Annotated in this window: 13 protein-coding genes; 7 read left to right on the forward strand and 6 right to left on the reverse strand. The window is 65.4% G+C overall.

The window, feature by feature from the left end:
• Positions 1 to 6: 6 nt before the first annotated feature.
• From WJ542_RS12250 to uriH, 3 genes are all read right to left on the reverse strand, one after another.
• Positions 7 to 618 (reverse strand): c-type cytochrome, encoded by a 612-nt coding sequence (locus WJ542_RS12250; protein ID WP_411190540.1) that lies wholly within the window; start codon positions 616 to 618, stop codon positions 7 to 9.
• A gap of 402 nt (positions 619 to 1020) precedes the next feature.
• Positions 1021 to 2451, reverse strand: a complete 1431-nt coding sequence (gene uriT, locus WJ542_RS12255) for a uridine transporter UriT (RefSeq protein WP_411189548.1) — start codon at positions 2449 to 2451, stop codon at positions 1021 to 1023.
• Positions 2448 to 3404: a uridine-preferring nucleoside hydrolase UriH gene (uriH, locus tag WJ542_RS12260; protein ID WP_411189549.1), complete on the reverse strand. Its 957-nt coding sequence runs from the start codon at positions 3402 to 3404 to the stop codon at positions 2448 to 2450. The genes uriT and uriH overlap by 4 nt, the downstream gene beginning before the upstream one ends.
• A gap of 189 nt (positions 3405 to 3593) precedes the next feature.
• Here uriH and WJ542_RS12265 point away from each other — a divergent pair, with 189 nt between their 5' ends.
• Positions 3594 to 4676: a LacI family DNA-binding transcriptional regulator gene (locus tag WJ542_RS12265; RefSeq protein ID WP_411189550.1), complete on the forward strand. Its 1083-nt coding sequence runs from the start codon at positions 3594 to 3596 to the stop codon at positions 4674 to 4676.
• Positions 4677 to 4715: 39 nt separating this feature from the next.
• Here the strand turns inward: WJ542_RS12265 and zigA are convergent, their stop codons facing one another.
• Positions 4716 to 5936 (reverse strand): zinc metallochaperone GTPase ZigA, encoded by a 1221-nt coding sequence (zigA, locus tag WJ542_RS12270; RefSeq protein ID WP_411189551.1) that lies wholly within the window; start codon positions 5934 to 5936, stop codon positions 4716 to 4718.
• Between the two features lie 334 nt (positions 5937 to 6270).
• Between zigA and zwf the strand changes: the two genes are divergently transcribed.
• A complete protein-coding gene (zwf, locus tag WJ542_RS12275; RefSeq protein WP_411189552.1) occupies positions 6271 to 7914 on the forward strand; it encodes a glucose-6-phosphate dehydrogenase in 1644 nt (547 codons plus the stop codon).
• 104 nt (positions 7915 to 8018) lie between these two features.
• Positions 8019 to 8801, forward strand: coding sequence for an ROK family protein (locus WJ542_RS12280; RefSeq protein ID WP_411190541.1), 783 nt, complete (start codon positions 8019 to 8021; stop codon positions 8799 to 8801).
• A 36-nt stretch (positions 8802 to 8837) separates the two neighbouring features.
• On the opposite strand, the gene WJ542_RS12285 is transcribed toward WJ542_RS12280, so the two are convergent.
• The gene (locus tag WJ542_RS12285; RefSeq protein WP_411189553.1) at positions 8838 to 9182 is read right to left on the reverse strand and encodes a DUF1634 domain-containing protein; all 345 of its coding nucleotides are present in this window, start codon (positions 9180 to 9182) and stop codon (positions 8838 to 8840) included.
• A 10-nt stretch (positions 9183 to 9192) separates the two neighbouring features.
• Positions 9193 to 9981 carry a sulfite exporter TauE/SafE family protein gene (locus WJ542_RS12290; RefSeq protein ID WP_411189554.1) on the reverse strand — a complete coding sequence of 263 codons (789 nt, stop codon included), beginning with the start codon at positions 9979 to 9981 and terminating at the stop codon, positions 9193 to 9195.
• A 316-nt stretch (positions 9982 to 10297) separates the two neighbouring features.
• Between WJ542_RS12290 and WJ542_RS12295 the strand changes: the two genes are divergently transcribed.
• From WJ542_RS12295 to cobA, 4 genes are all read left to right on the forward strand, one after another.
• On the forward strand, positions 10298 to 11083 hold the full coding sequence (locus WJ542_RS12295; protein WP_411189555.1) for a GntR family transcriptional regulator: 786 nt from the start codon (positions 10298 to 10300) through the stop codon (positions 11081 to 11083).
• A 31-nt stretch (positions 11084 to 11114) separates the two neighbouring features.
• The gene (locus WJ542_RS12300; RefSeq protein ID WP_411189556.1) at positions 11115 to 12095 is read left to right on the forward strand and encodes a LysR family transcriptional regulator; all 981 of its coding nucleotides are present in this window, start codon (positions 11115 to 11117) and stop codon (positions 12093 to 12095) included.
• A 265-nt stretch (positions 12096 to 12360) separates the two neighbouring features.
• Positions 12361 to 12693: a DUF4148 domain-containing protein gene (locus tag WJ542_RS12305; RefSeq protein ID WP_411190542.1), complete on the forward strand. Its 333-nt coding sequence runs from the start codon at positions 12361 to 12363 to the stop codon at positions 12691 to 12693.
• Complete coding sequence (cobA, locus tag WJ542_RS12310) at positions 12693 to 13415, forward strand: uroporphyrinogen-III C-methyltransferase (RefSeq protein WP_411189557.1); 723 nt, start codon at positions 12693 to 12695, stop codon at positions 13413 to 13415. The genes WJ542_RS12305 and cobA overlap by 1 nt, the downstream gene beginning before the upstream one ends.
• The last annotated feature ends 4 nt before the right edge of the window (positions 13416 to 13419 follow it).

Here is a 13419-nt window from a genome sequence, read left to right on the forward strand (position 1 = left end):
CCTCGCTCATTCGGGGACGCTGCCGCACGCGAGCGGTAGCGTCGAGGAGCCTGCCGGAGCGGGCGTCGGATTCGTGGGCGCGGGCTGCGAGGCGAGCCACGCGGCGATCGCCGTGATGTCGCGGTCGGACAGGCGCGTGGCGATCTCGTGCATGCAATCGGGGCTCGCCGTGCTGCGCGTGCCATAGCGGAACGCGCCCAGTTGCGCACTGATGTAATCGGCGTGCAGGCCCAGCAAGCCCGGTATCGCGGGCTCCCGGCCCGTCAACGCCGCACCGTGGCAGCTCGTGCAGGCGGGCACGCCGTGCGCCGCTTCGCCGCCGGCCGCAAGCGCCTTGCCGCGTTCGAGCATCGCTGCGTCCACCTTGGCCGTGGCCGGCTGCGGATACGGGGGATGCTCGCTCGCGAAATAGTCGGCGATCTGGTGGAGATAGGCGTCGGGCAGATACGCCAGCAGATAGTTCATGGGCGGATACTTGCGCCGCCCGTCACGGAATGCGATCAGCTGGTTGTAGAGGTAGCCTGCCGGCTTGCCGGCCAGGCGGGGGAAATAGTCGTTGTCGGTACCCTCGCCGTGCGCGCCATGACAGGCTGCGCAACCCATCACGCGAGCCTGCATCGTATCGGGCGCCGCCCCGGTGGCCCCGGCAGCATCGGCGGCCCATGCCGCGCAGCCGAACGGGCTGCAAAGCGGTAGGCCAAGCGCAAGCAACACGGCAATGAACCAGGCAATGCGATGTGTCACCGGCGTCCTCGTTCGGTTTATTGTCGCAGTCTGTCGTCGGAGTGGGCGCTCGCGATGTGCGTCATCGCCATGCGCGCAACGTCATACAGCCGGCACCGCTCGGCGTCCTATAACACTAGCGCCTGAATAATACGTTTTCAAGATGCCAGGTTGCCGCGCACCGGCTCGCAACGAATGAAAACATCGTGGCGACGGCGGCATTCGTCGGCGCGGGTACTGGCGAGACGGGTCGGCAGCGCGCTTCAGAGAGCGCCTCACCCCACCCCGGCTCGCGCACTAGACGGCATTTTGCTCGATCTCGCCGGAAAGCGGACGCGGAATGGCGAACGAAGCTACCAGGGCTGCGCCCGTGATCGCGGCGCCAAGCAGCATGCCCGAAGAATAGCCCGCCGTCGAGGTAGCAGGTGCGTTGACTGCCACCTGAATGGCCGGCAGCGCCGCAAAACTCAAGCCGGCGCCAAGATTGAAAGCGCCTGCGTTGAGTCCCGGCAGGAAGCCGGGGTTTTGCGGCGGCGAGAGAACGATGCCCAATCCATTGAGCATGATGTTGGCCGTGCCGGCGTACATGATCCCGAGCAGCACGGTCATCGCGATCAACACCGCAAGGGAGTGCACGCCGGCGAACGCCATCACGACCAGCGCTACGACGCTCCCGGCCAGCCCGAGCCGCAGTATCCGGCGATAGCCCAAGGTCGGCGCAAACCGCCCCGCAAGCGGCCCCATGGCCCATCCGACCAGCGCGTACGGGACGAGAAACGCGAGCGACGTCACGGCCGGCGCCATGCCAAAGCCTGCGTTGGCATTCTGCGCGATCGAGGGCACCAGCCCGTTTGCCACCGCGAATACGCCGGTCATCGTCAGCAGCGTCGTCAGCAGAAGCGCCCACGTCTCCCGGCGTCGCAGCAGCGGCGTCGGAATGAGCGGTTCGGCCACGCGGTTCTCGACACTCCAGAAGACGGCGAACGCGGCGATGGCAACACAGAAAGAGAGGCCGACCAGAAGCCAGTTCGCCGACGCGAGCTTGCCCGCTTCGTTGAGCCCGAGCAGCAGCGCAGCCAGGGTGATCACCAGCGGGAAGACGCCCTTCCAGTCCATTCGCACCCCTTGCGATGGCCGCGACTCCACGCCCCACGCCATGAGCATGAGCACCGCAATGACCGTGACGACCGCAATAGTCAGGAATACAGATCGAAAACCGAAGGCGCCGGCAAGCCAGCCCCCGGCGATCGCGTCGACGCCGGCGATGCCGCCGTTCACGGCCGTGAGGACGCCCATCGCCACGCCGTATTTGCGCGGGTCGTCGATCTCGGCGCGCAGCATCAGCAGGCAGATGGGCACCACCGGCCCCGTGACGCCCTGGATGATGCGGCCGGCAAAAAGCGTCTCCACGTTCGTCGCCAGTGCCGCGACAATGCTGCCCACCAGCATCACGAGCAGCATGCCCAGCAGGACGCGCTTGCGTCCGACGATGTCGCTGAGCCGGGGCAGAAACAACGAGAAGAGCGCCGCAACGGCGAAGAACAGCGTCTGCGAAAGACCGATCGTTGCTTCGTCGGTCCGCAACTCATGCGCCATGGTCACGAGGACGGGACTGAGCATGCTCGCGTTGAGCTGGAATGCGATGCACGCAGCCAGCAGGGCCGCCGTCAGTCCGGCAATGCGCGCCGGGCGGCCAGCCGCTACGCTCGAAGAGGGCCGGGTGTTCATGCCGCGGCTCCTTCGGGCTCGCCGATGCGCTCCAGCGCGTCGATCACGAGCCCCCAGAAACGGTCGCTATCCAGTTCCATCGCCGCCCACGTTTTGCAGTCCTCAGGAGCGGCGCGCCGGAAGTCGGCGACCGTCATGCCGGTCGTGAACTCCCCCCGCAGTTCGATGGCGATCGGCACGCGCACGGCACGCACGATGGTCGGGTCGATCACGTGCGCGACCGCGCAGGGATCGTGCACCGGCGGGCTGTCGAACCCCATCACGTCCGAATAGGTTTGCCCGAAGTATTCGAGCAGCTCGCCCACGAAGCGCGCCGGCGTCGTGCCGATCGCCGCGATGCGCTGCGCGACGGCCGGCGTGGCCAGCGCCTGATGGGTGGCGTCGAGTCCGACCATGACCACCTTCCAGCCGGCGCGAAAGACGATGTCGGCCGCCTCCGGGTCGATGAAGACGTTGAACTCCGCAACCGGGCTCCAGTTGCCGGCGTGCACCGCGCCGCCCATCAGCACCACCTGCTTCACCCGCTCGACGATGCGCGGCTCCTTGCGCACCGCGAGAGCGATGTTGGTGAGCGCCCCGGTCGGGACGAGGGTGATCGTGCCGGGCTCGCTCGCCATCACCGTCTCCACGATCAGGTCCACCGCGTGGCGCGGATCGAGCGCAAAAGCCGGCGCGGGCAGTTGCGGGCCGTCCATGCCCGTCTCCCCGTGGATGCTGGGCGCCGTTTCCACCTCGCGCACCAGCGGCCGGTCGGCGCCGGCGGCAAACGGCACGCCCACGATGCCCGCCATGCGCGCCACGCCGAGAGCATTGCGCGTCACCTTCTCCAGCGTCTGATTGCCGGCGACGGTCGTGACCGCCGCCAGATGGATGCTCGGGTTGCCATGAGCCAGCATGATGGCGATCGCGTCGTCATGCCCCGGATCGCAGTCGAGGATAATCGTCTCAGCCATGTCGTTTCCTTTTCGATGTACCGTGTGCCGATGTACGTCAAGCGCTTGACATCGTAGACGTAAAGCGCTTGACGTGAAACACTCGCAAACCCCAATCGGTTATGATTAGCCCATGTCTCACACGTTCGAATGGCTCTTGCGGAGGGCCGAACCTCAGCCTCAACCCCCTGCTTTTTCGCTAACGATCTCATGAAACGTCAGCCCGATGCGCCAGGCTCGCGCGGCGCGGCAGTGCGCAAACCGCCCACGCCAGCCTTGGCGGATAGTGCCCGGCGTGTGACCGCCGCCATGGTCGCCCGCCGGGCGGGAACGAGCGTCGCCACGGTCTCGCTCGTGATCAACGGCAAGGCGCAAGGACGGGTCTCGGACGAGAACGCTGCGCGTGTCCTGGAAGCGGTGCGGGAGCTTGGCTATGTAGTCGACGGCACGGCCAGCGCACTGGCGCGCGGGACCAGCAACATCGTTGCGATGCTCGCGCCCGATCTGTGCAATCCGTTCTTCGGCCAGGTGATCCAGGGCATTCAGGAGGAGTTGGGAGATCGCTTTCAGCTCCTGCTTTCCGCCGCGTCGCGCGGCGCGTTGCCCACCAGCGAGGACATCCTGCGGCTCTCCGCATTGCGGCCGGCCGGCCTGCTGGCTTACGCGCCGGCGCCCAGGTTCATGGACCGGTTTCCCGCGGGAACGCCTGTGGTGCTCCTCGATGCGCCGGGCATGGAGAAGCGCGCAGTCACGGTGAACTACGACATTGGTCCCGGCATCGAGGAACTCGTCAGCCACCTGGCGGCGCGCGGCCACAGGAAGATTGGCTATCTCGACAGCACCACGCCCTCCACCACTTACGTTCTACGCCGGAAGCGGTTGCAGGAAGCGGCCGAACAGAAAGGCATGACCGTGGCCGGCGGCGAAGACACGCGCAGCGGTCCCGACCTTCGCGCCGCAGCGCTCGCGTTTCGCCGTGCGCTGCCCGGGTGGCGCGCCGCGGGAGTCACCGCCGTCGTCGCCTGTGCCGACACGCTCGCGCACGGCGTGCTGGCCGCATGCGCCCAGGAAGGGATCCGCGTGCCCGACGATCTCGCGGTGGCAGGCTTCGACGATCTCCCCGCCTCGTCCGTGACCTCGCCTACCCTCACCAGCGTGGCGCTGCCTGGCGACGCGCTTGGGCGCGCCGCCGCGCACCGGCTCATCGCCTTGATCGACGGAGAGAGCCCGCGGACCTTGCCGCCTGGCATCCTGCGCGCGGCCCTCGTTCAGCGGGATTCCACGGGAAAGTAACCGGCGGCATGCGGGCGATAATTGCACCCGCCAGTTGGCTCACGCCGCCCCCGCCTCCTCCGGCATACGTGCGCCCCATGCCGGGAAGGGATCGGCAAAACCGCCCCACGCCTGCGGCCCTTCGGCCATCTCGGCATCGGTGAGCAGGCATGCGTCCAGACGCTGACGCATCGCGCGCTCGTCCATCTCGACGCCGATCAGTACCAGTTCCTGGCGCGCGTCGCCGACATTCGGATCCCAGTTGCCCTCGATGAAGGCAAGCGACTCGGGATCGGCCGGCCAGTGCGATTTCGGCACCGCCGCCCACCATAGTCCGGCCATGCCGTGGCGGCAGACCGCCCCCGCCTGCGACCACGAACCCGCGTGAGCCGGCCGGCTCGCGAGCCAGAAAAAGCCCTTCGAGCGCACCACGCCCGGCCATTCGCTGTTCACGAGATCCCAGAACCGCCGCGGATGCATCGGGCGCCGCGCGCGCCACACAAAGCTACGGATACCGTATTGTTCGGTCTCCGGCGTATGTTCGCCGCGCAATTCCCTGAGCCACCCGGGCGACTTCGAGGCTTCTTCGAAGTCGAACAGCTTCGTGTCGAGCACGCGATGCAGCGGCACCTGGCCGAATGCCGAAATCTCGATGCGCGCACGCGGGTTGAGACCGTGCAGGATGGCCATCAACCGGTCGCGGCCGGTCTCGTCGATCAGGTCGATCTTGTTCAGGACAATTACGTCGCAGAATTCGATCTGCTCGATCAGCAAGTCGACGACCGTGCGGTGGTCCTCGTCGCCGAGCGATTCGCCGCGCGCGTGCAGGCTGTCCTGCGAGCTGTAGTCGCGCAGGAAGTTGAACCCGTCGACTACCGTGACCATCGTGTCGAGCCGCGCGACCTCGGAGAGACTCTGGCCGCTTTCGTCGGCGAACGTGAATGTCTCGGCCACGGGTAGCGGCTCCGAAATGCCCGTCGACTCGATCACGAGCTGATCGAAACGCCCCTCCTTCGCGAGACGATTGACCTCGAGCAGCAAATCCTCGCGCAGCGTGCAGCAAATGCAGCCGTTGCTCATCTCGACGAGCTTCTCGTCGGTGCGCGACAGTTGCGCGCCGCCGTCGCGGACCAGCGCGGCGTCGATGTTCACCTCGCTCATGTCGTTGACGATGACCGCAACACGCCGCCCTTCCCGGTTGTTCAGGATGTGGTTCAGCAGCGTGGTCTTGCCCGCGCCCAGAAAACCGGAAAGGACCGTCACCGGCAGTCGTGCATCCATGGAATGACTCCTCGCGTATCAGGGGGTGTCGATAGCGGCCATGGCTTGTGTCGCGCCGGGTGCCGTACCGCATCGTCTAAAATGTTATGTTATAACATTTCTAGTCTCAGAGAAATCGCCGAAGCGGGCCATCAAGGTGTCATCGTCACGGCCGGGAACCCGGCCACAGGACCTGCCCTGAATCGCTCGACGGAGCAAAGGTGGTTCTGGTAGCGTAAATTACTTGTGCTTCACGGCTTGCGACGCGGCGCAGCTAATGACAACACTGCGGACCCACTGCGTCGCGGCACAGCGCTTGCTACCTGGGAACATTTCGGTTAACTGCAGAGCCATCATGCCGCCCAACCTGCCCCCCCGCGATTCCTCCCCGCCGCCGGCCAGCACCAAAGTGGCCTCGCATCCCCAAGGCTTGCCCGCCTCGCCGGCCGGCAAGCATCCGGCGCCGCCCTGCACGCTCGTGATCTTCGGCGCAGGCGGCGATCTGACCCAGCGCCTGCTCATGCCGGCGCTGTACAACCTCGCCGTGGATGGTCTGCTCGACGACGGCATGCAGATCATTGGCGTCAATCACGGCGACCGCTCGACGCAAGCATGGTGCGAGGATCTGCATGGTGCGCTGCAAAAGTTTGCCGCCGACAAGGCCAGCACCTTTCACGCCGGCAAGCTCGACGACAACGCGTGGAACTGGGTCGCACAGCGTCTAACCTACATGGCAGGCGATTTCGAGGACGACGGCGCGTACCAGCGGCTTGCCCAGCAGATCGGACAACAGCACAGCGGCGAGGGGCAAGGCAAGGGGCAAAGCACGGCGCAAGGCAACGTCGTGTTCTACCTCGCGGTGGGCGCGCGCTTCTTCAAGCCGATCGTCGAACGCCTCGGCAAGGCCGGTTTGCTGAAGGAAGACAATGGCGGAGACGGTCCGTTCCGCCGCGTCGTGATCGAAAAGCCGTTCGGCACCGACCTCGCTTCGGCGCGCGATCTGAACGAACATCTCCTGAGCTTTGCGAAGGAATCGCAGATCTATCGCATCGACCACTTTCTCGGCAAGGATACCGTGCAGAGCATTCTGGCCGTGCGCTTCGCCAACGCGCTGTTCGAGCCGGTCTGGCGGCGCGAGTACATCGACAGCGTGCAGATCACGGCAGCGGAAGTGATCGGCGTGGAGGGGCGCGGCAGCTTTTACGAGCAAACGGGTGCGTTCCGCGACATGGTGCCGAATCATCTGTTCCAGTTGCTTGGCATGGTGGCAATGGAGCCGCCCAATTCATTCTCGGCCGAAGCCGTGCGCGACAAGAAGGCAGAAATCTTCGACGCGCTCAAGCCGCTCGCACCGGAAGACGTGGTCTTCGGGCAATACGAAAAAGGGCCCGCGGGCGTGGGCTATCGCAACGAGCCCAACGTCGCGAAGGACAGCCGGACCGAAACCTATGCCGCCGCCCGCGTGCAGATCGACAACTGGCGCTGGGCAGGGGTACCGTTTTATCTGCGTACCGGCAAGCGGCTGGACGTGCGGCGCACGGAGATTTCGGTGCAGTTGAAGAGCGTGCCGTTCCGGCTCTTCCGCGATACGCCTGTGGACGCCCTGACGCCCAATGTCATGACGCTGCGTATCGATCCGTCGCACGGCACGAGCTTCGATTTCAACGTCAAGACCCCGGGGCCGGTCATGCAGATCGGTGCAGTGCGATCGTCGTTCGACTACGACGATTTCTTTCGCGAGCCTGCCAACGTCGGTTACGAAACGCTCCTGTACGACTGCATGCTGGGCGACGAGACGCTCTTTCAGCGCGCCGACAGCATCGAAGCAACGTGGGCCGCCGTGGACGACGTGCTGCATCCGAAGCATGGCAGCGCGATTCCCTTGCACGGTTACGCCGCGGGGAGCGCGGGCCCCGCCGAAGCGGATGCGCTGCTGGCGCGCGACGGTCGTGCATGGCGTGCGCCGACCCCGGCCGAACCAGACACGAAGTCAGGATAACGAACCAGATAAAGGGCTTTGCGGTGCAAAAACCAACAACGGAGGACCCCGTGGCCAGGACCCGCAGCGAGACGAGCAATACGAAAAAGCGCCCGACCGGCAAGGTGTCGCGCTCGACGGACATCGAAAACATACTCTCTATCGACGTAGGTGGAACCGGACTGAAAGCGGCCATCATCGACGCGCAGGGCGCCATGCGCAGCGCGCGCGTGCGCGTGGCAACGCCCCATCCCTGCACGCCGGCCCAGCTCGTCGACACGCTCTGCACGCTGGTCGAGCCGTTGGTCAAGCAATATTCCCCGACTCACGTATCGATCGGCTTTCCTGGTTTCGTGCGCAACAATCACGTGCTAACGGCCCCGCATCTGGGCACGGAAGGCTGGAGCGACGTGCCGCTTGCGCAGATGCTCGGCAAGCGTCTTGGCAATCCGTCCGTGCGCATGATCAACGACGCGGAAATGCAGGGCCTCGCCGCGATCGAAGGGCATGGCCTCGAATTCGTGCTGACGCTAGGCACGGGAGCCGGCACGGCCATGTTTCGGGACGGCGAACTGATGCCGCATCTCGAACTGGCGCATCATCCGGTCAGCAAGAATCACGCGTACGACGAGTACATCGGCGATGCCGCGCGCCGCAAGGCCGGCAACAAGCGCTGGAACCGCCGCGTGGAGAAGATCGTCGGCATACTCGACTCGCTCGTGCACTACGACAAGCTGTGGATAGGCGGCGGCAACGCGGCACGCCTCACGTTCGACTTGCCGCCGAATGTGGCCGTCGTGCCGAACGAAAGAGGCATAGAAGGCGGCGCGCGCTTGTGGCATCCCCTTTCGGTGCGCGAGACGCGACAGCTCCCGGAAGCGACGCAGCGCACCGGGATTTTCAAGTGATGGCTGCCGTGCCCGCTGCACTCGCAGCCGAAGGCCCTACCCCGCGAGCGGCCCGAGCCTGACACCCGCAACGCAGCCCGCGGCCACGATGAGCAGCACCAGCGCGGCAATCCACGCGAAACGATATTCGCGCCCGGCCAGATAAACGGCGAGCATCAGCACGAGCCTCGCAACGGGCAGCAGAATGACGATGCAGACGCCCGCCGTCATGGCGGCGCTGCCCGCTCGCATGGCGGGTTCCAATCCCGAGGCGCGCAGCGCGATACCCATCGCCATCACGAACGAACCTGCCCACGTTCCGTATTGAAGCAGCGCGGCCAGCAGCCGCTCGAGCCTGACGCCGCCGGCCAGCACTTCGTTTTTCGGGCGAACCTGGATCATTGCGCGAATTTCAGAATAGGTGGAGGTGGCAGCCCTGCAAGAACATCTGAAGAGCGACCAGAACGAGCACCGCGACGAAAAAGTGCCGCAAACGCTGGCTCGATATTTTCATCAGCACACGTGCGCCGAGCACTGCGCCCGCAACGGACCCCAGCGCAATCGGCGCGGCGACCGACGAAACAATTTCGCCGCGCAGAAAATACGCGCACGCGCTTGCGGCGGCGGTCACGCCAATCATGAAGTTGGACGTTGCCGTGGACACCTTGATAGGCAAGCGCAATGCCACATCCATCGCAGGAATCTTCAGGACGCCGCTGCCGATGCCCAGCAGCGCGGAAACGAGGCCCGCCACGACCATCAGCGAGAGCGCCCACGGCACGCGTCCAACGGCATAGCGAATCTCGCGTCCTGTTAGCGGGTCGGGATAGCTGCCGTCGAGCGCCGGGTGGGCGGACGCGATGTGCTCAGCCAGATCGGTCGGAGCCGTGCTCCGCTCGACCCGCTTCGCGAACATCTGCCACGCGGAGATCAGCATGATGCCCGCGAACAGAAAGTCGAGCGCCCTCACCGGCACCACGTCGGCGAGCAGCACGCCGGTCAATGCGCCGAGCGTCGTGCCGCTTTCCAGCAACACGGCGAGACGCACGTTGGTCAGGCGGGCGCGCAGATACGACGCCGCGCTTCCGCTCGAACAGGCAATCACGGAGACGAGGCTAGCGCCCACTGCCGCGTGCATGTCCATATGGCCGAACACGGTCAACGCCGGCACGATGAAGAGGCCGCTTGCCATGCCGAGCATGCCGCCCAGCGCGCTGGAGCCTAACGCGACGGCAAAGAGCCAGAAGGTGAATTCGATGGTGTTCTACCGCAGGAAGTGACGAGCTGGAAAACGGCGCGCTGCTCTTTGCCGAAGGGAAACACCGTGCCATGCAATACATGTCATATCATGTCATAACAAGTTAATCGAGTCAACCTGCCGACCCCAAAACCAGCCCCAGGCAAACCCCGAGTCGGGGTCCGGACAGACCGCCGGGAACGCCAGCGGAGCCACGGCGTATAATCGCCCTGCCCCACGCCCGCACAAGCCATCGATCGCTGCCTTGCTCTCCCCGACCATGACGTCCAGCTCCCCCGCCTTCGAAATCGATTCGCCGGTTCCGCTCTACGTACAGGTCAAGAACGCACTGCGCACGGGCATACTCGACGGCGACTATCTGCCGATGAGCCGCATGCCCTCGGAGAGCGAGCTGCAGGCGATGTTCGAAGTCAGCCGCATCACTATCCGCCAGGCGCTGGGCGACCTGCAAAGAGAAGGACTGATCTTCAAGGTCCACGGCAAAGGTTCGTTCGTCTCGCAACCGAAGGCGTTTCAGGACGTCACGTCGCTGCAGGGATTTGCCGAAGCGATGTCCGTCACCGGCCAGGAGATCATCAATCGCGTCGTGCAATTCCGCTTTGTGCCGGCGTCGGCCCATGTGGCGGAGAAACTTGGCCTGGAGGCACAGACTCCCGTGGCGGAAATCCATCGCGTGCGGCTGCTCGAACGCCGGCCTGTCTCCTATGAAATCACGTTTGTCCCGGAAGCCATCGGCAAACGCCTGCAACGCGCCGATCTCGCGAGCCGCGACATTTTTCTGATTCTGGAAAACGACTGCGGCATTGCGCTGGGCGGCGCGGACTTGAGCATCGATGCCGTTGCAGCCGAGAGCGCGATCGCTCGCGCGCTGGAAATCAAAACAAACGCGCCGCTGCTACGCATCGAGCGGCTAACGCAAGACAGCGACGGTAAGCCGCTCGATTTCGAATACCTGTATTTCCGCGGCGGCAACTTCCAATACCGGATGCGCGTCGAGCGCCGACGCCCCGCCGCCCCGCGCAAGCGCGCGAAGCGGGCGGGCTGAGCGCCTGGGCAGATCCTGAGCGAACCCTGACATGAACTTCACCCACCTCCTTGCGTTCTACGAAGTCGCCCGCGTCGGCAGCATCAGCGCCGGCGCCGAACGGCTGCACGTGAGTCAGCCGGCCGTGACGCGCGAGATACGCGAGCTGGAAGACCGCGTCGGCCTGATCCTGTTCGATCGCCTGCCGCGCGGCGTCGCCCTGACCGAAGCCGGCAAGACGCTGTTCGATTACGCCGATCGCATCTTTACGCTTGCCGACGGCGCGGAAAGCCAGTTGCGAGAACTGGCGGGGCTCGGCGCCGGCCACATGAAGATCGGTGCGAGCGCGACGCTAGGCGTGTACTTCGTGCCCGATGTCCTCGCACGCTTCAATGCGGCCTGGCCGCGCGTGGCGATCGACCTCACGGTAACGAACACGGAGCGCGTCGAAGCCGGGCTGCGCGACCTCACGTTTACGCTCGGGTTCGTCGAAGGGCCGTTTGACGACACGCTCCTGCACGCCCGGCGCATCGGCTCCGACGAAATCGCGGTCGTGGCGGCCGCCGGGCATCCTCGCGCGGGTGCGCGCCTCACCGCCAACGAACTGGTCGATCAGGTGGTCCTCATGCGGGAGCCCGGTTCGGGAACGCGGGCAATCGTCGAGGAAGCGTATGCCCGCGCGGGGCTGCGCATCGAGCCGCTCATGTCGGTAAGCGACACGGAGGCCATCAAGCGCATGCTGCTTGCCCAGCATGCGCTCGCCTATGTATCGGTTCTGAGCATCAGCAACGAGCTGCGCCGCGGCGAACTGACGATCATCGAGGTCGAGGATCTGCGCATCGAACGGCCGCTCCATATGGTCTGGAACAAGGGACGCTCGCTTTCGCCAAGCAATCAGGCGCTGTTCGATCTCGTCGTCGAGACGACGACTCAAAGCCAGCCGGGCGCGAAGCCCAAACCGGAAGCGCAGACGCCGAAGCGGACCCGCACCGGCAAAACGGCGGCGATGAAGTCCGGCCAGGAAGCGACCTGAGCGCATCCGTGCGCCGCATCGGCAACCGAAATCCTCTGCACGGCTGAGCAATGACCGGCGGAATGGGCGCCCGGACGCGCTCCGCTTTGCCATAACCTGGCAACATGGCGCGCATCGCAAGTTGGTATTTTTCGCGCCCAGCCTTCCTGATTACTCTTTGTACATCGGCTCCGCACTTCAACGCTCTACACGATCTGCGAAATGCGAAGCGAGCCGACGGAAACGCCTCTTTCGCTGTTTCCGCCCATTGACCGACAAGGAGCCCATCATGAAGACGCTTGCCAAGTTGACGATTGCCCTCTGCGCCCTCTCCACCCCACTGCTGACGTTCGCCCAAAGCGCCGAGCCCGTGACGCGCGCCGAAGTGCGCGCGGAACTCGTTCGCATGGAAAAGGCCGGCTACAACCCGAATACCAACGGCGACAACTACCCGCAGGACGTGCAGACCGTGGAAGCCAGGATCGCCGCACAGGATGCGCAAAGCGCGGTGGGCGGCGTCTCGATGTCGGGAACGTCGGCGGCTGGCGCACCGGCAAAGCACACGCGGACGGCCTGCGTCGGCCCGGTCAGCTTCTGCAACGTCTTCGCCGGCAACTGATGGGCAAGGTCTATCTGATCGGCGCGGGGCCAGGGGCGGCCGACCTCATCACGGTGCGAGGCGCACGCCTGCTGGCCGTGGCTGATGTCGTGCTGCACGACGCGCTAGTCGAGCCGGCCATGCTCGATCATGCAGGTCTGCAAACGAAGCGGATGGCTGTCGGCAAACGTTGCGGCCAGCATTCGACCGCCCAGGCCGAAATCGACCGGTTGATCGTCGACGCGGCGCGTGAGCACGACGTGGTCGTGCGTCTCAAAGGCGGGGACCCGATGCTGTTCGGCCGCGCCGACGAAGAGATGCGCGCTCTCGAAGCAGCAGGCATCGAATACGAAGTTGTGCCAGGCATCACGGCGGCGCTTGCGGGCGCCGCCGCGTTGCGTCGTCCGCTGACGCTGCGTGGCGTAGTGCGCAGCGTGGCGCTTGCCACCTGCAGCCGCGCGGCGGATTCCGCCGAATTCCCCCAATCTGTCAAAGCCGATTCGCTGGTGTTCTACATGGGCCGCAACAGCGCGGCCGATATCGCCCGCCAATTGATAGCCGAAGGTCGCAGCGGCGATACGCCGGTGGCTGTCGTCGAGGCTTGCAGCACGCCGCGCGAGCGCATGCTGACGCTCACGCTAGCCGGTCTCGCGGAAGGTGCGGCAAGCGCATGGTTCGATCGGACGCAACCCTCGCTGCTGATGATCGGCAGGGCGTTTGCCCCGCGTAGCGACAAGGTCTAGCAGC

This window comes from Paraburkholderia yinzeri, assembly GCF_046581065.1.
In the GTDB taxonomy this organism is placed as follows: Bacteria; Pseudomonadota; Gammaproteobacteria; order Burkholderiales; family Burkholderiaceae; genus Paraburkholderia.

Excerpts from the sequence above, each read along its gene's own strand:
- WJ542_RS12250 (WP_411190540.1), bottom strand. The coding sequence starts at position 618 with ATGCAGGCTCGCGTGATGGGTTGCGCAGCCTGTCATGGCGCGCACGGC.
- uriT (WP_411189548.1), bottom strand. The coding sequence starts at position 2,451 with ATGAACACCCGGCCCTCTTCGAGCGTAGCGGCTGGCCGCCCGGCGCGC.
- uriH (WP_411189549.1), bottom strand. The coding sequence starts at position 3,404 with ATGGCTGAGACGATTATCCTCGACTGCGATCCGGGGCATGACGACGCG.
- WJ542_RS12265 (WP_411189550.1), top strand. The coding sequence starts at position 3,594 with ATGAAACGTCAGCCCGATGCGCCAGGCTCGCGCGGCGCGGCAGTGCGC.
- zigA (WP_411189551.1), bottom strand. The coding sequence starts at position 5,936 with ATGGATGCACGACTGCCGGTGACGGTCCTTTCCGGTTTTCTGGGCGCG.
- zwf (WP_411189552.1), top strand. The coding sequence starts at position 6,271 with ATGCCGCCCAACCTGCCCCCCCGCGATTCCTCCCCGCCGCCGGCCAGC.
- WJ542_RS12285 (WP_411189553.1), bottom strand. The coding sequence starts at position 9,182 with ATGATCCAGGTTCGCCCGAAAAACGAAGTGCTGGCCGGCGGCGTCAGG.
- WJ542_RS12290 (WP_411189554.1), bottom strand. The coding sequence starts at position 9,981 with ATGCTCGGCATGGCAAGCGGCCTCTTCATCGTGCCGGCGTTGACCGTG.
- WJ542_RS12295 (WP_411189555.1), top strand. The coding sequence starts at position 10,298 with ATGACGTCCAGCTCCCCCGCCTTCGAAATCGATTCGCCGGTTCCGCTC.
- WJ542_RS12300 (WP_411189556.1), top strand. The coding sequence starts at position 11,115 with ATGAACTTCACCCACCTCCTTGCGTTCTACGAAGTCGCCCGCGTCGGC.
- cobA (WP_411189557.1), top strand. The coding sequence starts at position 12,693 with ATGGGCAAGGTCTATCTGATCGGCGCGGGGCCAGGGGCGGCCGACCTC.